We start from the raw sequence: 21,093 nt of genomic DNA on the forward strand, positions 1-21,093 counted from the left end.
TTGACGGTCCAACTTTTTGTCCGCAGTCCCACCTGCCAAAACAAACCTGTCCCTTTATGGCAGGTGCGCTGCGGGAGATCCCCTTACAGCCCCAGGCTTTGCTTGGTGGCGGCGCAGGTGAGCTCGCCGTGCTTAACGCCGCGCAGGCCCAGCAGGCGGTCGGCTAGTTCGTAGACGCGCTCGCCGCGACCCTTGAGCGCCAGGATCTCCAGGCAGTTGTGGTGATCCAGATGTACGTGCATCGTCGATACGATCTCGTCGGTGTAGTCGTGCTGCACCTCGTCCAGACGGCGCGTCAGGTCGCCGGTGTGGTGGTCGTAAATCATGGTGAGCGAACCGATGACCTGCTCGTCGGGTGTGCGCATCTGCTCCTTGGCGATCGAGGCGCGAATCAAATCGCGCACTGCCTCGGAGCGGTTGGCCACGTCACCGCGGCGCGCGATCTGCTCGTCAAAGCGGCGCAGCAGGTCGTCGGGCGCGGTGACCGAAAAACGGACCAGCTCGGAGGCGGATCCGCTGCAACGGCACCCTGCGTCGCCGGTCGGTCCGTGAGGGTGCCCGTGCTCGTGTTCGCGGGCGTGCTCGTGCTCGGCCACGTTACACCAGCTTTACGGAGCCAACGGAGTTATGGTCGGCCTCGATGGCCTCCTCGTAGCCCTCGAGCGCATCGTGCGCCTCGTGCAGCGCGGACATGGCGGCCTCGAGCTTGGCGCCAATGCGCTCCATGTCAAAGTTCTCGGTCGCATGCAGCAGTTGATGGCTCCACTCGTGGGCGAGCTCGATCGTGTCGTCGACCTGCTTGACGCTCATGGCAAGCTGACTCATGTTCATTCCGACGTCATGCATGGGAATCTCCTTTTGTGCGGGGCGATATGGTGGTTCAAATTTTACTACGCCCGCCTTGGGCGCCGCCGCATAAGAAAACGGGTGCGAGTCCGTCTGACCCGCACCCGTTCACTGGGGCTGTTTGTGTCTACCATACTATCCGTGGTTGCATGCCTTGCGTTTGGCACTCCGGTGAACGGTGCGAAACCGCTCATGGACGGCAGACAAGTAACAAGCGTATTACAGATGTTTCTTCAGCAGTGCCTGAAGTCTTGCCTTGGGCAGAGCGCCGACCGAGCGGTCGACCTCCTCGCCGTTCTTAAAGACGATCAGCGTGGGGATGCTCATGACGCCAAACTTCATGGCCAGGTCCTGGTTGTCGTCGACGTTGCACTTGGCCACAGTCAGCTTGCCGGCCAGCTCGTCGGCCACTTCGTCAACAATGGGCGAGAGCGAGCGGCAGGGGCCGCACCACGGGGCCCAAAAATCGACCAGCACGGGAAGGCTGCCGTTAACGACGGAATCGAAGTTCTCGGGGGTAATCTGCTTAATGTCAGCCATAGTGACCTCCATAGTGTGACGCGGCTCGGCCGCGTAAAACTCAGTACGACCGTGCTTATACCCAACGGCCCGCAATGCAACCACTCGCAGGCGGCTCTTTTATATAATGGTGGGCACGCAAACGATAGGAGAGCGCATGCCCACGTCACAAAGCCAAAAAAAAGAAGCCATCGCCCAGGCGACCGAGCAGGAGCTCGCATCGCTCGCGGGTCGCGGCGTGCGTATCGCGGGCAACGCGTGCTCGCCGATTGTACTGGTCAAAGGTGATTTGGACGATGCCGAGCGTGCAGGCGGCGAGCTGGCTGCCGGCGCGGATGGCGCCGCGTTGCGCAAGGCGCTCGGTGCCATCGGATATGCCCCCGAGGATTTTTGCGTGCTGGCAAGCGTCGCCGGCGCGGGCGACGGAGCGGTCGCGGCGGGCGAGGGCCTGACGTGCGACCTGTTCCGCGAGGCGCTGGAGACCTTGGACCCCGAGGCGGTGCTGCTGCTGGACAACAGTGCGGCCGATGTCATGCGCGAGACCTATGCCGATATGCTTGTGGCAATTGATGACTTTGACACCGCCATGCTCAAGCCCGGCCTGGTCGCCCATGTGCAGGGGCGCCGCGTGCTGGCGCTCGACGGTTTTGAGGCAGCGCTCACCGACAAGGCCGCCAAGCAGCGCATGTGGGCCTACATTAAGCAGCTGACCCCGGCGTCTGCACCGCTGTAGCGAGGCTGGCGGCAGCCCCTACATTACGGCGCGCGGGTCGGCGGTGATGCCGTGCGCGTTGATGTCCGCGGAAAGCGACGAGAGCGCAATGTAGACCGTTTCGTTGGCGCAGTAGCGGCGCACGGCGGCGCGGTCGTTGGCCTCGCAGAGTTCATCGATGCGCTCGAGCGCCTCGTCGGTGTGGCCCCCTTCAATTAAGCTGGCGCCGCGGCATCCCCGTCGCCGAGCTCGCCCGGCGTGTGGGCGTCGACGGGAAGCGCCTGTGGCGCGTCCTCAACGGGGAGCGCGCCATGCGCGCCGACGAGTGCGTGCGGCTGTGCGCCGAGCTCGAGGTGGGGCTCGGCCGGTTCCTTCCCGCCCGCGATCAGGCGCCGCGGGCAGATCGTGGTCAAAATGGGCAGGGAAAAAGGAATTGCAGTTAGTTCGTCGTCCGCTCTTCGGGTATCCCGAATCGTCTACTCTAGCTCGAATGGCTGTGATTCATACGTGTCGTTTTCGGTTTGCTGCGTCTGAACGTACCGGGGGTTCGTTAAGGCATGCTTGCTGCAACAACATAATTCAATATTGAAGGAATGTGGCAGTGTCTGAGCCGCATCAGCTTTTCACAGGCGATCCTGCCTGAACCGCTGGGGGGAACAGCCCTTGTGCCTGTGAAACGCCTCGGTGAACGCTCCCGCCTTACTGTAACCGACTTCCCTGCCGACCTCGGCGATGGGCATCGCCGTTTCAGTGAGCAGCCTTTCGGCTTCTCTCATCCTCTCCCTCGCCACGTAGGACGCCGGAGGAAGGCCTGTCGCCTTCTTGAAGAGCCGTTTCATCTTCGTCTGGCCCATATACAGTTCGGACGCGAGCCGCGTGCACGACAAATCGCCGCCAAGGTTCCGAGCGATATACGCGCACGCCCAGTCGACTGCCGCAAGGTCCTCGTCGGTCATTCTGGGCCTGCCGCCATTCGGCCGGGCTGCGCACTCCATCACGAGGGCGATGGATTCGGAGATAACCCCTTCGTAAAACAGATCCGCCGCGATCCCCCCGCCTTGATACGAACGCGCCTTGCGAAGCAAGTCGACAAGCCCCGGAAGGTCGCGCCGTCCGTCTACGCCCGCAAACGCCTTGCGGACGTCCTCTATTTCGCCGAAGCGACTCTGCAGATAATCCCGATAATAATCTGGCGAGATGGTGATCGACGACGCCGCGGCAACGGAGCCTTCCGAGAACCGCGCTTCGTACTCCTCGTTTTCCCCGCCGAGATACACCGTGATGGCGCCCGGGGTGAGCGGAGCCCCTCGACGCTGCGCGACGCCCGAAACCTCGTCATAGCAGCCCAAGCACAGGTGCTCGGTGCATCGATAGCGTATGGTCCACTCTCTTGCGAAGCTCATCCTGAACGCGTTCACAGCGAAAAGGTTGTCCCGAAAGTACGCCCAGTACTCCCCGGACCCCATGTCGCTTTCGAGAACCCTCAAAGTGCCCGCAGGACCGTAGTTGCCGACATCGCGGGAAGGCACGAGGTGCCATTTCTTGAACGCCTCTTCGTAAAGGTCGCGTTCTATGCTTTCCATCTGACTCTCTTTCGCCTCGTTTCAATGCGGCGTTCCCCGATTCGTCCCTTTCATTCCGTATTGGGTCCCGCTTTTGCTTTCGCGAAGACTGGAACTCTGTCTATTCGTCCATTATAGCCAAGAGTTAAAAATGGCTAACTAGACAGGGAACATAAGGAGGAATCGGATGACGCAAGACGCTCCAGCCCCGAAAAGCAACAGGTGGACCACGCGCGACGTGCTGACGTTCGTCGTGTTCAACCTGATCATCATGGCGGTGACCATCGTGGCGAAGATGATCGAGGACATGGTCCTGGCGCCCCAGAACACGTTTTTCGTGGGGTCGTGGCTATTTCCGCTGCTTGCCACGCCGTTCTACGTGGTGATGGCGGACCGCATCGGCAAGCGAGGCGTGCTGGCGGGCTCGACGCTGGTATTCGGGCTGCTCTACACGTTCATGGGAGGGCTCTACTGCGCTCCCGTCGCCGTCGTGGGCGCCCTTATCGGAGAGCTCGTCATGTGGGGGAAGGATTCCTACCACGACATAAAGCGCGTCGTAGGTGGCTACATCGTGTACTGGATGACGTTCGGGTTCTACGGGATTATGCCGTATCTGCTGTTCAGGGACGCCTATATGGAGCAGTTGGGAACCTACTACGACGCGGCTGACGTGGCGGCTATGGTGGCCCAGTACACCGAGCTGCCGTGGATTCTGCTCATGATGGCGATGTTCGCTACGGGCACGATCGTCGGAGGGCTCATCGGGTCGAAGTTCCTGAAGAAACACGTGCGCAAGGCGAAGATCGCCTAACCATGGAAAAGTGCGACATCAAAACTGGGGTGTTCGGCCTCGACCCGCGCACGCACCTGTTGTCGTTTCTCGTTGTCGGCATCGCCGCGATGTTGGTGACCGGCCTTTTGGAGACGGCGCTTCTGCAGCTGCTCGCCGCGGCGTACCTCGCGGCGAACGGGAGGGCGCGCCTTTCGCTCAAGATGTGCGCGAGCTTCACCGTTGTGTGCGGGCTGAGCTTCCTCCCGCTCTCCGGACTGTACGGGGCACTGTTCGTGAGTTTCCTTCACATGATCCCGCCGTTCACGGCGGGCTGCGCGCTATTCACGCTGTCACCCTCGGCGATCATGTGCGCGCTCGACCGTTGGAGGCTGCCCCAGCGGGTTCTCGTGGGCGTGTGCATGGTGTTCAGGTTCGCCTCCGTCCTCTCGTTCGAAGCTCGCTCCATCGTGCGCGGCATCCGAATGCGGGGCATCTTCCCTCGCGCGTTCGACATCGTCCGTCACCCGGGGTTGGCGTACGAATGCGTTTACACGCCGCTCGTCATGCGCTCGCTCAGGCTTTCGAGCGAGCTTGCCGCCTCCGCCGAGCTGCGCGGCATCGAAATCGGCCGGGGACGGACTTCGGTCTACCACGTGGGCTTCACCTGGAGGGATGCCGTGTGCTCGACCGTTGTCGCGGTCATATGCGCGGGAATCTACGGAACGGGGGTGATTTTGTGACAGGCGAATTCGAATCATCCAATGCGCTCAAGGAAAGCCCCGTATGCGGCAAGCCTGCGGAGGAGGCGACAGCCCTCGCGTTTTGCGACGTCTCGTTTCGCTATGTGGATGAGGCAGAACGAGAGGATTCGGCATCTGCTGACGATGCGGGAGGAAGCAGGGTCGAGGACGTGTCCTTCGAGGTGCGCACCGGCTCCTGCACAGCTCTGTGCGGAAGGTCGGGCGACGGCAAGTCGACCGTGTTGCGATTAGCAGATGGGTTGGCAGGGACGTTCTTCCCTGGAGTGCGTAGGGGTTCCGTTCTGGTGAGCGGCACGGAGGTCCTTTCGCTTTCCGCTCGCGGGAGGACCGAGGCCATGGGTGTGGTCATGCAGGATCCCCGCAGCCAGTTCTTCATGGGGACGGTCGGCGACGAGATCGCCTTCTCGCTGGAAAACCTCGGGGTCGACCCTGCTGTGACCGTTGAACATGTGCATGAGGCGGCACGGCTGTGCGGGGTTGAAGGTTTACTTGCTGAGAAGCTTACCGAACTGTCCAGCGGTCAGAAACAACGCGTCGCGATCGCAGCCGCTATTGCGTGTCGCCCGTCGTTTCTCGCGCTCGATGAGCCGACCTCCAACTTGGACGCGGAGGGCGCAGACGCGCTCGTGAGCATCCTTGTCCAGCTCAAGCAGCGCGGCGTGGCGATTCTGGTGTCGGAGCATAGGCTCCACAAGCTTCTGCCCGTCGCCGACGAATTCCTTTGTATGAGAAATGGCAAGGTCGCGGCGCGGTGGAGCGCGAAAGAATTCGCTGCGCTTCCAGACAAGGAAGCTGATGCATTTGGGTTGCGTCATCCCGATATCACCATCGCGCGCGATTCGAATACACGACCAGCGGAATCACTTGATTCCCGCTGCGGTTCCACCTCATGGCATATGGAGGACGTGACGTATCTCTACCGCTCGACAGGCCGTGGCATTCGAGGCGTGACGGCGGAGTTTCCCTGCGGTGCCGTGACGGTGGTATGCGGGGGGAACGGTTCGGGCAAGACAACGCTTGCGAAGGTTCTCGTCGGGGCGTCCCGCCCGCAGAAAGGTCTGATAACCAGGGACGGCAAAGCGCTCTCACCGCGGGAGCGGAGGCACCTGAGCTATTTCGTGATGCAGGACGCCGACTATCAACTGTATGCGGGGAGCGTCGCCGACGAGGTAGTGCTTGGCCGACGCGTTGATGATGTTCTGAAGGCGCGTGCCTGGGAGGCGCTTGATGCCTTCGACCTGAAAGCCCTTGCCGACAGGCACCCCGCCAGCCTATCGGGCGGGCAGAAGCAGCGCGTGACACTTGCCGCAGCGTACTGCTCGGACGCCGAGCTCGTGGTGCTCGACGAGCCAACGAGCGGACTGGATGGGCGCGGCATGCGGGAGGTGGCTTTGTGGTGCCGTAGGCTTGCGGCGGAAGGAAAGGCAGTGGTGATTATCACCCACGATGAAATGCTAGCGCGGCTGGCGGGCGACCGGAGGGTTGAGCTGGCAGCGCATGACGAAGGGGGAAAAGGAGTATGAGTCACGTGACTCCGCTTGACCGCATCGCGCGTCCGAGCGCGTTTTCGAAACTGTTCTACTTCATGCGGCCCGATAAAGCGCGCATGGTGCTCTCGCTTGTCCTCGCTTGCTTGGGCGAGGCGGCGGGTATGGTCCCGTACGTGGTCGTCGCCCTGTTGGCTTCCGGTCTCATCGAAGGCACGCTCACGCTCGAAACGGTAGCTCTGTTCTCGCTCGCTGCAGCAGGAGGGCAGATCCTCAAGTTCGTGCTCACGTGGCGATCGTCGATGATCAGCCATGGTATCGCCTTCAAGGCTTTGCGCACCATGCGCGAGCAGATGGCCGAGAAGATGTCGCGCGTGCCCATGGGTGTCATCGTCGACACGCCCACGGGCACGTTCAAGAACCGCTTTGTAGACAACGTGAATCAGCTGGAGGACGCCATCGCGCACTTCATGCCGGAGCTTCCGAGCAACGTGTTTGCGCCCATCCTCGCCATGACCATCGTGTTCGCCGTCGACTGGCGCATGGGGCTTGCCGGCATTGCCACGATCCCCTTGGGCGTGCTTTTCTATCTGGGCATGATGCGCGATTACAAGCCCAAGATGGCGCGTTACATCAAAAGCGAGCAGGACATGAACTCCACGCTCGTGGAGTATGTCAACGGCATCCAGGTGATCAAGGCGTTCGGGCGCACGGCGTCCTCCTACGGGTCGTTCTCCGATGCCGTGGCGGAATACCACGACTCCACGCTTGCGTGGTTCCGGCAGAGCTGGGTGTGGATGGCGGCGGTGCGCTCGGTCGTGCCCTGCACGTTGCTCGTTTCGCTGCCGCTTGGCGTGTGGCTGCTCTCCGTCGGGCAGATTACGCTTCCCGCCTTCATGGTGTGCATTGTCATTCCTCTGGGCTTCATCGGCGGCGTTTTGAAGTTCGCCCAGGCGGCAGGCCAGATCTCGCGTATGGATGCCTGCCTGAACGTGGTCTGGGATTTCCTCGGTGAGCCCGAGCTTGCGCGTCCCACGCAACGCGTGGAGCTACAGGGCGAGTCGTTCGCGTTCGAGGAAGTGTCGTTTTCTTACCGTGAGGGCACCGAGGTCCTGCACGACGTGAGCTTTTCCACCGAACCGGGAACGATCACGGCGATCGTCGGGCCGTCGGGCTCGGGCAAATCGACCGTCGCCAAGCTTATGGCGGGGTTCTGGGATGCGAGCACAGGAAACATCACATTCGGCGGGGTCGACGTGAAGGACATCCCGTTCGAACAGCTCATGGAGCACATCGCGTACGTGGCGCAAGACACGTTCCTGTTCGACCGCTCCATTGCCGACAACATCCGCATGGGCAAGCCCGACGCGACCGACGCCGAGGTGGAGGCGGCGGCGCGTGCCGCAGGCGCCCACGGATTCATCAACGAGCTTCCGCAGGGCTACGCTACGCCTGCGGGCGAGGCGGGCGATCGACTATCGGGCGGCGAGCGGCAGCGCATCACCATCGCGCGCGCCATCCTGAAGGACGCATCCGTCGTCATCTTGGACGAGGCGACCGCCTACGCCGACCCCGAGAACGAGGCGCTGGTTGAGCGCGCCATCAGCAAGCTGGTTGAGGGCAAGACGCTCGTCACCATCGCGCACCGACTCTCGACCATCATGGGCGCCGACCAGATTCTCGTCATGGACGCGGGGTGCATCGTGGGGCACGGGCGGCACGATGAGCTGCTGCAAAGCTGCCCGCTGTACGCCCGCATGTGGCGTGAGCATCAGGGCGCGGTAGAGGTGCTCACGGACAAAAACGTGGAAGACCGGGCGGCCATCCGCCCCGAGGAGGCGAGGTAGATGTTTGCCATCGTAAAACGCATACTCGACGTGGCGGGAAGCTTCTCGCCTGCGTCGCGACGCAGTCTCATTGTTGGCATGGTGTGCAACGTCCTAAAAGCGTTCTTCATGTCCGGGATGCTTGCCGCGGTGTGGTGGGCGCTCGAGAATCGTGACCATATGGGTGCGGATGTGGCGCTGCAGTGCCTGGGCATCCTGTTGGCGAGCGTGGCGGGCCAGTATATCTTCCAGTACCTCGTGGACATCAAGATGGACGCCGAGGGGTTCCACATCTTCCGCGACATGCGCCTGCACGTGGGCGATCGGCTGAAGGGTGCTCCCATGGGCTATTTCTCCGAGCAGCGCCTTTCCGCCATCACCACCACGCTCACCACGACGCTGCACCAGCTGGAGGAGTTCATGACCATCTGCCTCACCGGTCTGTCGGGCGGCGTGGCGATGGCGGTCATCATGAGCTTGTATTTCATGCTGTTCGCGCCGCCGGTGGCGTTCATCACGTTCGCGGGCATCGCCATGGGGCTTGTGCTGCTCGAATGGCTGCGCCGTCGCTCCACCGCGGTGACGCGCGAGGTAACCGCCGCCCAGGAGGCCATGACCGACAAGGTGATCGAGTACGCCCGCGGGATGGCGGTATTGCGCACGTTCGCCACGCCCGACGAGGCGCTTGCCGAGGCGAAGGCGTCTTTCGAGCAGAAGCGCCTGGCCGACTACCGTCAGGAGCAGGCGGCCCAGGGAATTCTCAAGCTCTATGCACTGGTGTTCAATCTGGCGAGCTGCGCGGTGCTGTTCGCGGCGTGCGCCCTGTACCTCACGGGTGGGCTGCCACTCTCGTGGGCGCTCACGCTGCTCGTCGCCGCGTTCATGATCTATGGCGAGCTGATCAGCGCGAACAATAGCGCCTTTCTCACTAAGAAGATAGAGGGCGAGCTCGACCGCGTGGACGAGGTGTGCGCGGTTCCGCGTCAGGACACGACCGACGAGCCTCTTGCGCCGCGAGGTTTCGACCTGGCGATGGACGATGCGTCGTTCGGCTACGACGACCGGCGCGTCATCGACCACATGACGCTTCGCATCCCCGAGGGCACCTCGTGCGCCATCGTGGGGCCAAGCGGGTCGGGCAAGACCACGCTGGTGAACCTGATCGCGCGGTTCTGGGACGTCGATGAAGGATTCGTGAGCGTGGGCGGCGCGGACGTGCGCGACGGCACGGCGGAGAGCCTACTTTCGCACATATCCCTGGTGTTCCAGAACGTATACCTGTTCAACGACACGGTGGAGAACAACATACGGTTCGGGCGGCCGGATGCATCGCGCGATGAGGTGGTCGCCACGGCGAAGCGCGCGCGATGCCACGACTTCATCGAGCGCCTTCCGCAAGGTTACGACACAGTGCTGGAAGAGGGCGGAGCCGACCTGTCGGGCGGCGAGCGGCAGCGCATATCCATCGCGCGCGCCATCATGAAGGATGCGCCCATCGTCATCCTGGATGAGGCGACCAGCTCCGTCGACCCCGAGAATGAGCATCTGCTCATGGAGGCGATCGGCGAGCTCACGCGCGGCAAGACGCTCGTCACCATCGCCCACCGCCTGAACACGGTGCGCGACGCCGGCCAGATTCTCGTCGTGGACGCCGGCCACATCGTGCAGCGCGGCACGCACGACGAGCTCATGCGTGAAGACGGGATCTACCGCCGCTTCATCCGCATGCGCGAAGAGGCGGCCGACTGGAGGCTGGGGGCGTAAACCGATGAACAAACAGCGTTCCGCGGAATCCCCGGAGGACTACCTGGAGGCCATTCTGCGCATCCGCTCCGAGAGCGGATTCTGCCACAACGTGGACATAGCGTGCCTGCTGGGCTACTCCAAGGCGAGCGTCACCAAGGCGCTGGCGGGCCTGTCCACCGCCGGGCTCGCCGAGGTGGTTGCCCGGGACGTGCGCCTGACCCCCGAGGGGGAGCGGATCGCCCGCCGGACGCTGGGGCGCCACCGCTTCTTCGAGGGGCTCCTGCTCGAGGCGGGCATGGACGGGAAGACCGCCTCGCGGGAGGCCTGCCGCATGGAGCACTGTCTGTCGGAGGGCTCCTTCGAGAAGCTCGCCGCCCTGCTGGGCGAGGGCGCCACCTGACAGGACCGCGCTCTTATCAAACGAAAGCGGAACACGCCAACAAGGCAGTGGATTGGCAACACCTATTTGGACGATTCCGGGAGGGACGGCCCCGCCTTCCTGAACTCGACCGGCGACATGTAGCCCAGCGCCGAGTGGATCCTGAAGTTGTCGTACCGGTGCACGTAGTCCGAGAGCTTGGCCCGGAGCTCGCGCGTCGTTCCGAACGCCTCGCGGCGGTCGAGCTCGGCCCTCGGTATCCCGTCGGCCGACTCGTCGACGGCGTTGTCGTGGGGGCGGCCCTCGGCCGACAGCGACCTCTCTACGCCGAAGGCCTCGAGCATCAGGTCGATCTCGGCGTTGTCGAACTCGCTGCCGCGGTCCGTGTGGAATACCTCGATGCCCGCGCTGCGCCGATATGGGGTAGCGGCCCCCGTTGGCCGCCATGGCCTGACCTGTGTCGCTGCGGGCCATCGTCTTTCCTCTCGTCGAATATCTAGGCGCTGACGATTCTAGGCGATGGCCCTCCCTTGCTTCTTGCACCACGACTGTGCGCGCTACCCCCCAGCGGGCCCGGACGAGCGATTCGGGACCGCTTTTGGGGCCTGCCGGAAACCCGGTGGTCAAAAAGGGCCAAATATGAGTACTGTTACCAGTTTAGTGGCAGCCAAATGGCCTCAAAAATCGGTGCCAGAGGCCAAAAGTGCATCGATTTTCGTTCTTCAGAGTCGCGATCGGGCTCCAAACAAGGCTATTTTGCTGCTCTGGACCGGAAAATCGCTGCTACTAATTTGGTGACAGTACTCATATTTGGCCCTTTTTGACCACTGCCCCTTGGTCCAGGACAAAACGGGCTGCTCGAATCATGGGGCGGGCCCATTTTTGACTATCCTCAGCTTGCCAGTTCGGAAATGGATCCGCCCCAAGACTGAATCTTTATTCCAACTTTACACCTGGCTTTACAGCTGTCTTGTCAGCTGTAAAGCCAGGTGTCATACTAAAGCCCCAAGATTCGCCAAAAGAGAGGGGCCTTGATGGCACAGAGCGCGAACATGGATGCATCGGAGCTTGCACGCGATATCGCGGCCGGCCTGGCATCGGCAACGACGGCAACGGAGCGCGCGGCACTGGTGCCCGCAGAGCTCGTCGAGGCCATTCAGCAACTAAAAACCCAACGTGACGCGGTGATCTTGGCGCACTACTATGTGGCGCCCGAGGTCCAAGCCGTTGCCGATTTCGTCGGCGACAGCTTCTACCTGGCAAAGCTCGCCAAGAGCCTGCCGCAGCAGACAATCGTGCTGTGCGGCGTGGAGTTTATGGGCGAGAGCGCCAAGCTGCTCAACCCCACCAAGACCGTGCTGCTGCCCGAGCCGGGCGCGGACTGCCCCATGGCGCACATGGTCAAGCGTGAGACGGTCGACGCGGCGCGCGCCGAGTATGGCGACGACCTTGCCGTGGTGTGCTACGTCAACTCGACGGTCGAAATCAAGAGCTGGAGTGATGTGTGCGTTACCAGCTCTAACGCCGTCAAGATCGTCTCCGAGCTGCCGCAGCAGCACATCTTGTTCATTCCCGACCAGAACCTGGGCCGCTTTGTGGCCGAGCAGGTGCCCCAAAAGCACGTCATCCTCAACAACGGCTACTGCCCGCGTCATCACATCATCACCGTCGAGCAGATCGTCGACGCGCAGGAGGCGCACCCCGACGCGCTCGTGCTGGCGCACCCCGAGTGCAAGGCCGACGTCCTGGCCGAGGCCGACTACATCGGCTCCACTGCCGGCATCATCAAGTATGCCGAGGAGTCGGACGCGAGCGAGTTCATCATCGTGACGGTCCGCGGCGTGCTCTACGAACTCGAGCGCCGCTGCCAGGGCACCGGCAAGAAGTTCTACTTCCCTGCGGTGCAGCCCACCTGCGTCAACATGGATCTCATCACGCTTGAAAAGCTCGTGCACTGCCTGGAGACGGGCGAGGGCGAGGTGCAGATTGGCGTGTCGGATGCGGCCGCCGATCAGGCCAAGCTCACGCTCGACCGCATGCTCGAGTACGCGGCGCGCTAAGCCAATGTGACATGAGGGACCATCCCCTATGCCACATTACAAGGGAGAGGATTCCTGTGGAAACCAAACAATACCCCGATATGGAGTGTGACGTCGTCATTGCCGGTTGCGGCGTGGCGGGCCTGTATGCGGCTCTCAATCTGCCGACGAGCACGCGCGTAATCATGCTCTCCAAGGGCGCCGTCGATGAGTGCGATTCGATGCTCGCGCAGGGCGGCATCTGCGTGCTGCCCGAGGGTTCTGACTACGATGCCTTCTTTGAGGACACCATGCACGCCGGCCATTACGAGAACCGCCGCGAGAGTGTTGACATCATGATTCGCTCGAGCCGTTCGGTCATCAACGACCTGCTAGCGATGGGCGTGGATTTTGAGCGCAAGGCCGACGGCGGCCTCGACTTTACCCGTGAGGGCGCGCACAGCCGCCCGCGCATCGCCTTCCATGCCGACATTACGGGCAAGGAGATTACGACCAAGCTGCTCCAGGCTGTCCGCAAACTGGACAACGTGCATATTCTTGAGCACGTGGCCATGACCGACATCCTGACGGCCGAGCGCGATGGGGCCACGGTGTGCACCGGCGTCGTTGCCGTCGCCGTGGACGAGGACGACTCGGTCCGTCCCGCCGATGAACTGACAAACGCCGCCGAGGGCGTGCATGCCGGCGAGCCGTTTGAGATTCACGCGCGCCATACGTTGTGGGCGACGGGCGGCATCGGTGGTGTGTACGACCACTCGACCAACTACCCGCAGCTCACCGGTGATGCCTGCTACATCGCGCAGGAGCACGGCATTACGATGGAGCACCTGGACTACGTGCAGATCCACCCCACGGGCCTGTTCTCGCCGCAGCCGGGTCGCACGTTCCTGATCAGCGAGAGCTGCCGCGGCGAGGGAGCGATTCTGCTCAATGCCGCCGGCGAGCGTTTTACCGACGAGCTGCAGCCGCGCGACGTGGTCGCCGCCGCCATCCGCGAGCAGATGAAGCGGGACGGCACCGAGCACGAGTGGCTGAGCTTTGCCCCCGTCGAGCGCGACGTGGTGACCGGGCACTTCGCTAACATCCGCGCGCGCTGTCTCGAGGACGGTCGCGACATCCTGGAGGAGCCCATTCCCGTCACGCCCACGCAGCACTACTTTATGGGCGGCGTGTGGGTCGACAAGGACGGCCGCACCTCGATGCCCGAGCTCTACGCCGCGGGCGAGACGGCTTGCAACGGCGTACACGGTAAGAACCGCCTGGCTTCCAACAGCCTGCTCGAGTCCCTCGTCTGGGGCCGCCGTGCCGCGTGGTACATGCGTACCGGCGAGTCGCTGGCCGTGGAGCAGGCCGGCGAGCCCGCGCTCGACGGACGTCACCGCGCCCTGAGCGCCGATACCCTTGCAATCGATGATTTGGCCCGTGCCGCCGGCACGCAGGCCGTGGAGGAGTAGACCATGAATCCCATTACCATGAAGCTCGTCGTCGATGATCTGATTTTGCAGGCGCTGCGCGAGGACATCACGTTTGAGGACGTGAGCACGGCGAGCGTGTGTCCCACGGCGCGTCCCGCCACCGTTGAGCTCATCGCCAAGGCCGACGGCGTCATCGCCGGCCTGGATGTGTTCGCCCGCACCTTCGAGCTACTGGATTCGCAGAGCTCGGTGCTGTTCGACGTCGCGGACGGCGACGAGGTACACGCTGGCGACCATGTGGGCCAGGTGCGCGGCGACGCGCGCGTACTGCTTTCGGGCGAGCGCGTGGCGCTCAACTACCTGCAGCGCATGAGCGGCATCGCCACCTATACGCACCAGATGGCCGCGGCGCTCGAGGGCACCAAGACCGTGCTCGTCGACACGCGCAAGACCACGCCGGGCATGCGCGTCTTCGAGAAGGCGGCAGTCGAGATCGGCGGCGGCAGCAACCACCGCTACAACCTGTCGACGGCTGTCATGCTCAAGGACAACCACATCGACGCCGCCGGTGGCGTGGCACGCGCGATCGAGATGGCGCGCGCCCATGCGTCGTTTACCACGACGGTCGAGATTGAGTGCGAGAACCTGGATATGGTGCGCGAGGCCGTGGAGGCCGGCGCCGACATCATCATGTTCGACAACATGACCCACGACGATATGGCCGTCGCCATCGAGCTTATCGACGGTCGCGCCAAGACCGAGTGCTCGGGCAACGTGGACGTCAACAATATCCGCGCGCTTGCCGACCTGGGTGTTGACTTTATCAGCTCGGGGGCGTTGACGCACTCTGCGCCGATTCTCGACCTCTCGCTCAAGCACCTGCGTCTGCTGGACGGTAAATAATGGACGCCCGCGAGCGTCGCCGTGCCATCATGGCCGTGCTCGAGGGAGCCAAAGATCCTGTCTCGGGCAGTGCGCTTGCCCACGAGGTGGGCGTGAGCCGTCAGGTCGTGGTGCAGGACATCGCCCTGCTGCGCGCCGACGGGCACGATATCGTCGCCACCAATCGCGGCTATGTACTACAGGAGGCGGCGAGCAGCCCGGCTGTGCCCACGCGTCTGGTCAAGGTGCGCCACAGCGTGGAGCAGGCGGGCGATGAGCTCACGAGCATCGTCGACGCGGGCGGCGCCGTGCTCAACGTGATCGTCAACCACCGCGTGTACGGCAAGATCACGGCCGATCTGGATATCCGTAACCGCCGCGATATCGAGCGCTACCTGCACGACATCGCCAGCGGCAAGAGCTTTCCGCTGCTGACGGTAACCAGCGGCTATCACTTCCACCGCATTGCGGCGGAAGACGAGCAAACCCTCGACGAGATCGAGGCCATGCTCAAGGAGAAAGGCTACTTGGCGGACCTCATGCCCTACGAGGACGATCTCTCTTAGCCCGATACTGTCTTTATAAGTTGCGGTGAAATAGTTCCTAAAATCGGCACCTAAGCAATGAATCGGGAACTATTCCACCGTAACTGCCAAGGTACCCCCGTCCCCAATTAGCTGCCTATACAAACAAAAGGAGGCCTCCGCGGCGATGCGGAGGCCTCCTTTTTGTGCACGGTGTACTTGTGAGTGTGCAAGCGGGGGAGTTGTTACTCCTCGACGATCTCGGTGATCGCGCCGGCGGGGCAAGCGTCCTGGCAAGCGCCACAGGCGACGCAGGAATCCTCATCAGCGACGGTAGCGACGTCCTGGAGCTCCAGAACGCCAGCGGGGCAGGAGTCGACGCAAACGCCACAAGCGATGCACTCGTCGGCATCAATTACGGGATGAGCCATGGTAGTTTCCTCTCTGTTGACCGACGCTACAGGCGATGCGCGTCGGTTTGATTCGGGCAAAAACATACCACGGGAGCGACCGTTTGCAATACCCTCTGGCCGGCATCTTCATACCGTTCGCCGAGTATGCCGCGGCTTACTAAAAAACATGCAGGTGAGGCCGTTGAGCTGCGCAAATGTTAGCTAAAGGTGACTTGAAATATAGGACGATTGAGCGTGCTTGCGGAAACTGTGTCCCGTAATCGACGCTCAAAACGGGACACAGTTTCCGGTTGGACTGCCCGGCGGAAACTGCGTCCCGGAATTTACGCTCAAAACGGGACGCGCTTTCCCCAAGGCCGCCCCAGACTGCTCCACACGCCCCAGGCTCGTACCTTAGTCAACTCTACATAGATCTCAATAGATATGCCGAGGACTCAAACAGTGCATCTACCTGCGCATTTGAGAACCTAAACTCTCAGAGATAAGAAATCTTATATGAATTGACTTAGATTTTGTATATTCCGGCCCATAAGGGGATACACTACATCCTGAAAGACAAGCCGAAGCGCCGCGTGACAGACCGTCGAGGCGGCGCGAACGCACAAGAGAGAGGGAATTTCTAATGAGTAAGATTCTTGGTATCGACCTTGGTACTACTAACTCCGCTATGGCCGTCCTCGAGGGCGGTTCCCCGACCATTATCGTGAACGCCGAAGGCGACCGCACCACCCCGTCCGTCGTGGGCTTCCGTGCCGACGGCGACCGCGTCGTGGGTAAGGCCGCAAAGAACCAGGCGGTCACCAACCCCAAGAACACCGTGTTCTCCATCAAGCGCTTCATGGGCCGCAAGTACTCCGAGTGCACCTCCGAGATCAAGACCGTGCCGTATGAGGTCAAGGAGGGCCAGGGTGGCCGTGCCGTCGTCGACATCGAGGGCAAGGACTACACCGCCGAGCAGGTGAGCGCCATGGTGCTCGCCAAGATGAAGGCCGACGCCGAGAAGTATCTGGGCGAGACCGTCACCGACGCCGTCATCACCGTCCCGGCCTACTTCAACGACGCCCAGCGTCAGGCCACCAAGGACGCCGGCAAGATCGCCGGCCTCAACGTCAAGCGTATCGTCAACGAGCCGACCGCTGCTGCCCTGGCCTATGGCCTGGACAAGCAGGGCTCCGACCAGCGCATCCTGGTCTTCGACCTGGGCGGCGGCACCTTCGATGTCTCCATCCTCGACCTCGCCGACGGCGTGTTTGAGGTTCTGTCCACCTCGGGCGACAACCACCTGGGCGGCGACGACTGGGATCAGCGCGTCATCGACTGGATGGCCGATAAGTTCCAGCAGGAGAACGGTGTCGACCTGCGTCAGGATCCCATGGCCCTGCAGCGTCTGAAGGAGGCCGCCGAGAACGCCAAGAAGGAGCTCTCCGCCGCCCAGCAGACCACCGTCAACCTGCCGTTCATCACCATGAACCAGTCCGGCCCGCTGCACCTCAACTACACGCTGACCCGCGCCGAGTTCGAGAAGATCACCCGCGACCTGCTCGAGCGCTGCAAGCAGCCTGTCACCAACGCCCTGCGCGACGCCAAGCTTAAGCTCTCCGATCTGACCGAGGTCATCCTCGTCGGCGGTTCCACCCGTATGCCCGCTGTCCAGGATCTGGTCAAGACCATGACCGGCAAGCAGCCCAACATGTCCGTGAACCCCGACGAGGTCGTTGCCGACGGCGCTGCCGTCCAGGGCGGCGTGCTCACCGGTGACGTCGAGGGCATCCTGCTGCTCGACGTTACCCCGCTGTCGCTGGGCGTCGAGACCATGGGCGGCATCATGACCAAGATGATCGACCGCAACACCACGATCCCGACCTCCAAGACCGAGGTCTACTCCACCGCTGCCGACAACCAGACCAGCGTTGAGATCAACGTGCTCCAGGGCGAGCGCGAGCTTGCCCGCGACAACAAGTCGCTCGGTAAGTTCCAGCTGACCGGCATCCCGGCTGCCCGCCGCGGCGTGCCGCAGATCGAGGTCACCTTCGACATCGACGCCAACGGTATCGTCAAGGTCTCCGCTAAGGACAAGGGCACCGGCAAGGAGCAGCAGATCACCATTTCCGGCTCCACCGCTCTGTCCGACGACGAGGTCGATCGTATGGTCAAGGACGCCGAGGCTCATGCCGAGGAGGACAAGAAGCAGAAGGAAGAGGTCGAGGTCCGCAACCAGACCGATAGCCTGTGCTACTCCACCGAGCAGACCCTCAACGAGCTGGGCGACAAGGTTTCCGCCGACGTGAAGTCCAAGGCCGAGGCCGCTATCGCCGACGCCAAGAAGGCGCTCGAGGGCTCTGACGTCGAGGCCATCAAGGCCGCCGGCGAGTCCCTGCAGTCCGTGGCCTACGAGCTGGCTCAGGTTGTCTACGCCGACGCTCAGCAGCAGACCGACGGTGCCGCCGGTGCCCAGGCTGCCGACGATGACGTCGTCGACGCCGACTACGAGGTTGTGGACGACGAGGACAAGTAATCATGTCCGCCCGTAAAGCTCGCACGGAGGCGGACGCCGTTGGTGCCGCCCCCGTTGACTCTGAGGAGAAGGACGTGAAGATTCCCGTAGAGGCTGTCGACGATACCGAGGTCAACGAGGCCCCGGCCGCCGAGGCTGCCGAGAACCAGGTAGAGGATTCCAACAAGGAGGCGACGATGACCGAGGACGAGATGGTGGAAGCCGCTATCCGCGCCGGTGAGGAAGCCGCCGACAACGACTTTAAGCTCAAGTTCGAGCAGGCCCAAAAGGAGCTTGCCGACGTGCGCAATGAGCTCGATGCCGCGGCAGAGGCTCAGAAGGCCGCCGAGGACAAGGCAAAGGACGCCACCGAGCGCACCGCCCGTCTACAGGCCGACTGGGAGAACTTCCGTCGCCGCACCGCCAACGAGCGCATCGCCGAGCGCGAGCGCGCGACCGAGAAGCTTGTCACCGCGCTATTGCCGGTGATCGACGATATCGAGCGCGCGATCGACCATGCCCGCAGCCAGGAGCTTTCCGACGACTTTAAGCAGTTCGTCGATGGCGTTGACGCGGTACATGCCAAGCTGCTCGATGTGTTTGCGCACGAGGGCGTTGAGCCCATCGACCCCAAGGGCGAGGCGTTCGATCCGCTCGAGCACCAGGCCGTGGGGCGTGTCGAGGACGCATCGCAGTACGACGAGACCGTCAACGACGTGTACCAGAAGGGCTACCGCATGGCGGACCGCATCCTGCGCTCCGCGATGGTGACGGTGACCTACGGTGGCGAGAAGCGCCCCGCACCGGAGCCCGAAGCGGCGCCCGAGGATGCCGCGGCCGATACGGCCGAGGGCACCGAGGAGTAATTGAGAAGGGCCCCGGGGCAACACCCGGGGCCCTTTCTGGCCAAGTGCCATGTGACAGTATGAACCGCCGTCCGCAGGGACGGCGGATGTAACAGGAGAGGAGCTACGATGGCTGCAGGCAAAACCTTCTATGACATCCTGGGCGTATCCAAGAGCGCCTCCGACAAAGAGATCAAGAGCGCGTTTCGCAAGCTCGCGCAAAAATATCACCCCGATGCCGGCGGCGACGAGGCCAAGTTTAAGGAGATTAGCGAAGCCTACGAGACGCTTTCGGACGAGAAGAAACGCAAAGAGTACGACCAGATGCTCATGTTCGGCGGCATGCCGGGCGCGGGCGGCGCATATAGCGGTGGCTACGGTGCCGGTGCCGGCGCGAGCGGCTGGGGCGATATCTTCGACAGCATCTTTAGCGGCAACGGCGCCTGGGGCAGCGATTGGGGCTCGGGCTTTGCCGGGGCCGCGGGTAATGCCGGCGCGGGCGCGGGCCGCAACCGCGCGCGCAAAGGCGGCGACCTGTCGCTGACCGTCGATGTTTCGGCCGAGGACGCGTTTCGCGGCGTGACACACAAGGTCACCTACCGCATTCCCTCGACGGGCGAACAGCAGACCATCACGGTCTCGGTGCCTGCGGGTGCGGTCGACGGCGGCAAATTGCGTTACAAGCGCCGTGGCGAGTACGGCGTTGCCGGAGGCGAGCGCGGCGACCTGGTCGTGACCACGCACGTGGAGGAGCATCCGCTGTTTAAGCGCAAGGGCGCCGATGTGACTATGGAGGTGCCGATCTCGGTCTACGAGGCGGCGCTCGGCTGCACGGTGGATGTGCCCACGCCCGGCGGCGCGACGGTTCGTCTGAAGGTGCCCGCTGGCACCCAGACGGGCAAGAAGTTTCGCTTTAAGGAGATGGGTGCGCCCGACGTTAAGCATCGCGGCCGCACGGGTGCACTGCTCGTCGAGATCAAGGTGCAGGTTCCCTCGAACCTGTCCGACGATGAGCGCGATGCTATGACCAAGCTGCGCGAGGCCGACACGCGCGATTATCGCGAGAAGGTCAACCGTTACAAGGCGACATTCTAGTTTGGTTGCGTGGCCCACGGGCTGGCCGCAGGCTTATGGTGGAGATGTGCGAGACGGAAAGGGGTCAGGTAGCATGGCCGAGGACAATAGGAACAAACCGCTGTATATGATCAGCGTGGCGGCCGAGCTGACCGGCATGCACCCGCAGACTCTGCGCGTCTACGAGTCCAAGGGCCTGGTGAACCCCCAGCGCTCGGGCGGTAACACGCGTCTGTATTCGCGTGCCGATATCGAGCGCCTGGAGCTCATCAACCAACTGACCGACGAGGGCATCAACCTCGCCGGCGTGGTGCGCATCCTCGATATGAAGGAGCGCGCCGAGGAGCGCGAGCGCGAGAACGAGAAGCTCCGCGCCCGCGTACGCCAGCTCGAGGACGAGCTGCACGAGTACAAGATGCAAAAGAAGATCACCGCCCTGGCCCCGCGCGACGGCTCGGTCAACCCCGAGCAAGTCATGCGCAAGCTTTTGGGCGCCGGCGGAGACTTATAGTTACGCGGTTTTACCAAACCGCGTAACCGGCCGACGCTGCAAGCCCGCCAGAGCGGCAATCTGCCTTTCAACTTTGGCGGCATGACCAGAAGGTCAATGCCGCCTTGTTTCAAGGCGCCTTGCTCGCTCTGGCGGGCTTTCGCTGTCGTTGCCAAAACATCGGTAGTCATTGGGGACGTTCTTAAATGACTAGTCGAAAGGGACACTCTTGCGGCACTTGGCACTTGGCACTTGGCACTTGGGGACGTTCCTTTTGTGCCGGCACTTGGGGACACTCCTTGCGCCA

At 62.8% G+C, this 21,093-nt stretch carries 21 protein-coding genes; 15 read left to right on the forward strand and 6 right to left on the reverse strand.

Annotated features, from left to right (window positions below; genetic code table 11):
• Positions 1 to 83 precede the first annotated feature (83 nt).
• The 3 genes from nikR to trxA form a co-directional block, all read right to left on the reverse strand.
• Positions 84 to 596, reverse strand: a complete 513-nt coding sequence (gene nikR, locus SFLMC1_RS10245; protein ID WP_187323952.1) for a nickel-responsive transcriptional regulator NikR — start codon at positions 594 to 596, stop codon at positions 84 to 86.
• Position 597: 1 nt separating this feature from the next.
• The gene (locus SFLMC1_RS10250; RefSeq protein WP_117564540.1) at positions 598 to 846 is read right to left on the reverse strand and encodes a hypothetical protein; all 249 of its coding nucleotides are present in this window, start codon (positions 844 to 846) and stop codon (positions 598 to 600) included.
• Between the two features lie 219 nt (positions 847 to 1,065).
• Entirely contained in the window at positions 1,066 to 1,386 is a 321-nt protein-coding gene (gene trxA / locus SFLMC1_RS10255) for a thioredoxin (RefSeq protein ID WP_152074200.1), read from the reverse strand.
• Between the two features lie 136 nt (positions 1,387 to 1,522).
• Between trxA and SFLMC1_RS10260 the strand changes: the two genes are divergently transcribed.
• The gene (locus SFLMC1_RS10260; RefSeq protein WP_154063941.1) at positions 1,523 to 2,098 is read left to right on the forward strand and encodes a hypothetical protein; all 576 of its coding nucleotides are present in this window, start codon (positions 1,523 to 1,525) and stop codon (positions 2,096 to 2,098) included.
• A gap of 602 nt (positions 2,099 to 2,700) precedes the next feature.
• On the opposite strand, the gene SFLMC1_RS10265 is transcribed toward SFLMC1_RS10260, so the two are convergent.
• A complete protein-coding gene (locus SFLMC1_RS10265) occupies positions 2,701 to 3,660 on the reverse strand; it encodes a helix-turn-helix domain-containing protein (RefSeq protein WP_152074198.1) in 960 nt (319 codons plus the stop codon).
• A gap of 166 nt (positions 3,661 to 3,826) precedes the next feature.
• Here SFLMC1_RS10265 and SFLMC1_RS10270 point away from each other — a divergent pair, with 166 nt between their 5' ends.
• The 6 genes from SFLMC1_RS10270 to SFLMC1_RS10295 are packed head-to-tail and all read left to right on the forward strand — an operon-like array spanning position 3,827 to position 10,631.
• Positions 3,827 to 4,450, forward strand: coding sequence for an MptD family putative ECF transporter S component (locus SFLMC1_RS10270; protein ID WP_152074197.1), 624 nt, complete (start codon positions 3,827 to 3,829; stop codon positions 4,448 to 4,450).
• 2 nt (positions 4,451 to 4,452) lie between these two features.
• A complete protein-coding gene (locus SFLMC1_RS10275) occupies positions 4,453 to 5,151 on the forward strand; it encodes an energy-coupling factor transporter transmembrane component T family protein (protein WP_085830004.1) in 699 nt (232 codons plus the stop codon).
• Entirely contained in the window at positions 5,148 to 6,695 is a 1,548-nt protein-coding gene (locus tag SFLMC1_RS10280; RefSeq protein ID WP_261981438.1) for an ABC transporter ATP-binding protein, read from the forward strand. The genes SFLMC1_RS10275 and SFLMC1_RS10280 overlap by 4 nt, the downstream gene beginning before the upstream one ends.
• Positions 6,692 to 8,506, forward strand: coding sequence for an ABC transporter ATP-binding protein (locus SFLMC1_RS10285; protein ID WP_152074196.1), 1,815 nt, complete (start codon positions 6,692 to 6,694; stop codon positions 8,504 to 8,506). Before SFLMC1_RS10280 ends, SFLMC1_RS10285 begins: the two co-directional genes overlap by 4 nt.
• Complete coding sequence (locus SFLMC1_RS10290; RefSeq protein WP_152074195.1) at positions 8,507 to 10,249, forward strand: ABC transporter ATP-binding protein; 1,743 nt, start codon at positions 8,507 to 8,509, stop codon at positions 10,247 to 10,249.
• Positions 10,250 to 10,253: 4 nt separating this feature from the next.
• Positions 10,254 to 10,631 carry a metal-dependent transcriptional regulator gene (locus SFLMC1_RS10295; RefSeq protein WP_152074194.1) on the forward strand — a complete coding sequence of 126 codons (378 nt, stop codon included), beginning with the start codon at positions 10,254 to 10,256 and terminating at the stop codon, positions 10,629 to 10,631.
• Positions 10,632 to 10,693: 62 nt separating this feature from the next.
• Here the strand turns inward: SFLMC1_RS10295 and SFLMC1_RS10300 are convergent, their stop codons facing one another.
• Positions 10,694 to 10,954: an integrase core domain-containing protein gene (locus SFLMC1_RS10300; RefSeq protein ID WP_226814261.1), complete on the reverse strand. Its 261-nt coding sequence runs from the start codon at positions 10,952 to 10,954 to the stop codon at positions 10,694 to 10,696.
• Positions 10,955 to 11,644: 690 nt separating this feature from the next.
• Here SFLMC1_RS10300 and nadA point away from each other — a divergent pair.
• Genes nadA through SFLMC1_RS10320 form a run of 4 tightly spaced genes read left to right on the forward strand, consistent with a single transcriptional unit; the run spans position 11,645 to position 15,512 of the window.
• On the forward strand, positions 11,645 to 12,670 hold the full coding sequence (nadA, locus tag SFLMC1_RS10305) for a quinolinate synthase NadA (RefSeq protein ID WP_152074193.1): 1,026 nt from the start codon (positions 11,645 to 11,647) through the stop codon (positions 12,668 to 12,670).
• Between the two features lie 56 nt (positions 12,671 to 12,726).
• Positions 12,727 to 14,103 carry an L-aspartate oxidase gene (locus SFLMC1_RS10310; protein WP_226814260.1) on the forward strand — a complete coding sequence of 459 codons (1,377 nt, stop codon included), beginning with the start codon at positions 12,727 to 12,729 and terminating at the stop codon, positions 14,101 to 14,103.
• A 3-nt stretch (positions 14,104 to 14,106) separates the two neighbouring features.
• Positions 14,107 to 14,967, forward strand: a complete 861-nt coding sequence (gene nadC, locus SFLMC1_RS10315; protein WP_152074192.1) for a carboxylating nicotinate-nucleotide diphosphorylase — start codon at positions 14,107 to 14,109, stop codon at positions 14,965 to 14,967.
• Positions 14,967 to 15,512 carry a transcription repressor NadR gene (locus SFLMC1_RS10320; RefSeq protein ID WP_152074191.1) on the forward strand — a complete coding sequence of 182 codons (546 nt, stop codon included), beginning with the start codon at positions 14,967 to 14,969 and terminating at the stop codon, positions 15,510 to 15,512. Before nadC ends, SFLMC1_RS10320 begins: the two co-directional genes overlap by 1 nt.
• 203 nt (positions 15,513 to 15,715) lie before the next feature.
• Here SFLMC1_RS10320 and SFLMC1_RS10325 read toward each other — a convergent pair whose 3' ends face one another.
• The gene (locus SFLMC1_RS10325) at positions 15,716 to 15,967 is read right to left on the reverse strand and encodes an indolepyruvate ferredoxin oxidoreductase subunit alpha (protein ID WP_158564522.1); all 252 of its coding nucleotides are present in this window, start codon (positions 15,965 to 15,967) and stop codon (positions 15,716 to 15,718) included.
• 538 nt (positions 15,968 to 16,505) lie between these two features.
• Here SFLMC1_RS10325 and dnaK point away from each other — a divergent pair.
• The 4 genes from dnaK to SFLMC1_RS10345 all read left to right on the forward strand — a co-directional run bounded on the left by dnaK (position 16,506) and on the right by SFLMC1_RS10345 (position 20,807).
• Positions 16,506 to 18,398: a molecular chaperone DnaK gene (dnaK, locus tag SFLMC1_RS10330; RefSeq protein WP_152074190.1), complete on the forward strand. Its 1,893-nt coding sequence runs from the start codon at positions 16,506 to 16,508 to the stop codon at positions 18,396 to 18,398.
• 2 nt (positions 18,399 to 18,400) lie between these two features.
• Complete coding sequence (locus SFLMC1_RS10335; RefSeq protein WP_152074189.1) at positions 18,401 to 19,243, forward strand: nucleotide exchange factor GrpE; 843 nt, start codon at positions 18,401 to 18,403, stop codon at positions 19,241 to 19,243.
• A 108-nt stretch (positions 19,244 to 19,351) separates the two neighbouring features.
• A complete protein-coding gene (locus SFLMC1_RS10340) occupies positions 19,352 to 20,317 on the forward strand; it encodes a DnaJ C-terminal domain-containing protein (protein WP_152074188.1) in 966 nt (321 codons plus the stop codon).
• 73 nt (positions 20,318 to 20,390) lie between these two features.
• Positions 20,391 to 20,807, forward strand: a complete 417-nt coding sequence (locus SFLMC1_RS10345) for a heat shock protein transcriptional repressor HspR (protein ID WP_006235210.1) — start codon at positions 20,391 to 20,393, stop codon at positions 20,805 to 20,807.
• The last annotated feature ends 286 nt before the right edge of the window (positions 20,808 to 21,093 follow it).

Origin of the sequence: Collinsella aerofaciens, assembly GCF_901212495.1 — a bacterium.
Classification (GTDB): domain Bacteria; phylum Actinomycetota; class Coriobacteriia; order Coriobacteriales; family Coriobacteriaceae; genus Collinsella; species Collinsella aerofaciens_H.

What these genes read in the sequence shown, in the direction of transcription:
- SFLMC1_RS10250 (WP_117564540.1), bottom strand. Translation starts at nt 846, where the DNA reads ATGCATGACGTCGGAATGAACATGAGTCAGCTTGCCATGAGCGTCAAG.
- trxA (WP_152074200.1), bottom strand. Translation starts at nt 1,386, where the DNA reads ATGGCTGACATTAAGCAGATTACCCCCGAGAACTTCGATTCCGTCGTT.
- SFLMC1_RS10260 (WP_154063941.1), top strand. Translation starts at nt 1,523, where the DNA reads ATGCCCACGTCACAAAGCCAAAAAAAAGAAGCCATCGCCCAGGCGACC.
- SFLMC1_RS10265 (WP_152074198.1), bottom strand. Translation starts at nt 3,660, where the DNA reads ATGGAAAGCATAGAACGCGACCTTTACGAAGAGGCGTTCAAGAAATGG.
- SFLMC1_RS10270 (WP_152074197.1), top strand. Translation starts at nt 3,827, where the DNA reads ATGACGCAAGACGCTCCAGCCCCGAAAAGCAACAGGTGGACCACGCGC.
- SFLMC1_RS10275 (WP_085830004.1), top strand. Translation starts at nt 4,453, where the DNA reads ATGGAAAAGTGCGACATCAAAACTGGGGTGTTCGGCCTCGACCCGCGC.
- SFLMC1_RS10285 (WP_152074196.1), top strand. Translation starts at nt 6,692, where the DNA reads ATGAGTCACGTGACTCCGCTTGACCGCATCGCGCGTCCGAGCGCGTTT.
- SFLMC1_RS10290 (WP_152074195.1), top strand. Translation starts at nt 8,507, where the DNA reads ATGTTTGCCATCGTAAAACGCATACTCGACGTGGCGGGAAGCTTCTCG.
- SFLMC1_RS10295 (WP_152074194.1), top strand. Translation starts at nt 10,254, where the DNA reads ATGAACAAACAGCGTTCCGCGGAATCCCCGGAGGACTACCTGGAGGCC.
- SFLMC1_RS10300 (WP_226814261.1), bottom strand. Translation starts at nt 10,954, where the DNA reads ATGCTCGAGGCCTTCGGCGTAGAGAGGTCGCTGTCGGCCGAGGGCCGC.
- nadA (WP_152074193.1), top strand. Translation starts at nt 11,645, where the DNA reads ATGGCACAGAGCGCGAACATGGATGCATCGGAGCTTGCACGCGATATC.
- nadC (WP_152074192.1), top strand. Translation starts at nt 14,107, where the DNA reads ATGAATCCCATTACCATGAAGCTCGTCGTCGATGATCTGATTTTGCAG.
- SFLMC1_RS10320 (WP_152074191.1), top strand. Translation starts at nt 14,967, where the DNA reads ATGGACGCCCGCGAGCGTCGCCGTGCCATCATGGCCGTGCTCGAGGGA.
- SFLMC1_RS10325 (WP_158564522.1), bottom strand. Translation starts at nt 15,967, where the DNA reads ATGTTTTTGCCCGAATCAAACCGACGCGCATCGCCTGTAGCGTCGGTC.
- dnaK (WP_152074190.1), top strand. Translation starts at nt 16,506, where the DNA reads ATGAGTAAGATTCTTGGTATCGACCTTGGTACTACTAACTCCGCTATG.
- SFLMC1_RS10335 (WP_152074189.1), top strand. Translation starts at nt 18,401, where the DNA reads ATGTCCGCCCGTAAAGCTCGCACGGAGGCGGACGCCGTTGGTGCCGCC.
- SFLMC1_RS10340 (WP_152074188.1), top strand. Translation starts at nt 19,352, where the DNA reads ATGGCTGCAGGCAAAACCTTCTATGACATCCTGGGCGTATCCAAGAGC.
- SFLMC1_RS10345 (WP_006235210.1), top strand. Translation starts at nt 20,391, where the DNA reads ATGGCCGAGGACAATAGGAACAAACCGCTGTATATGATCAGCGTGGCG.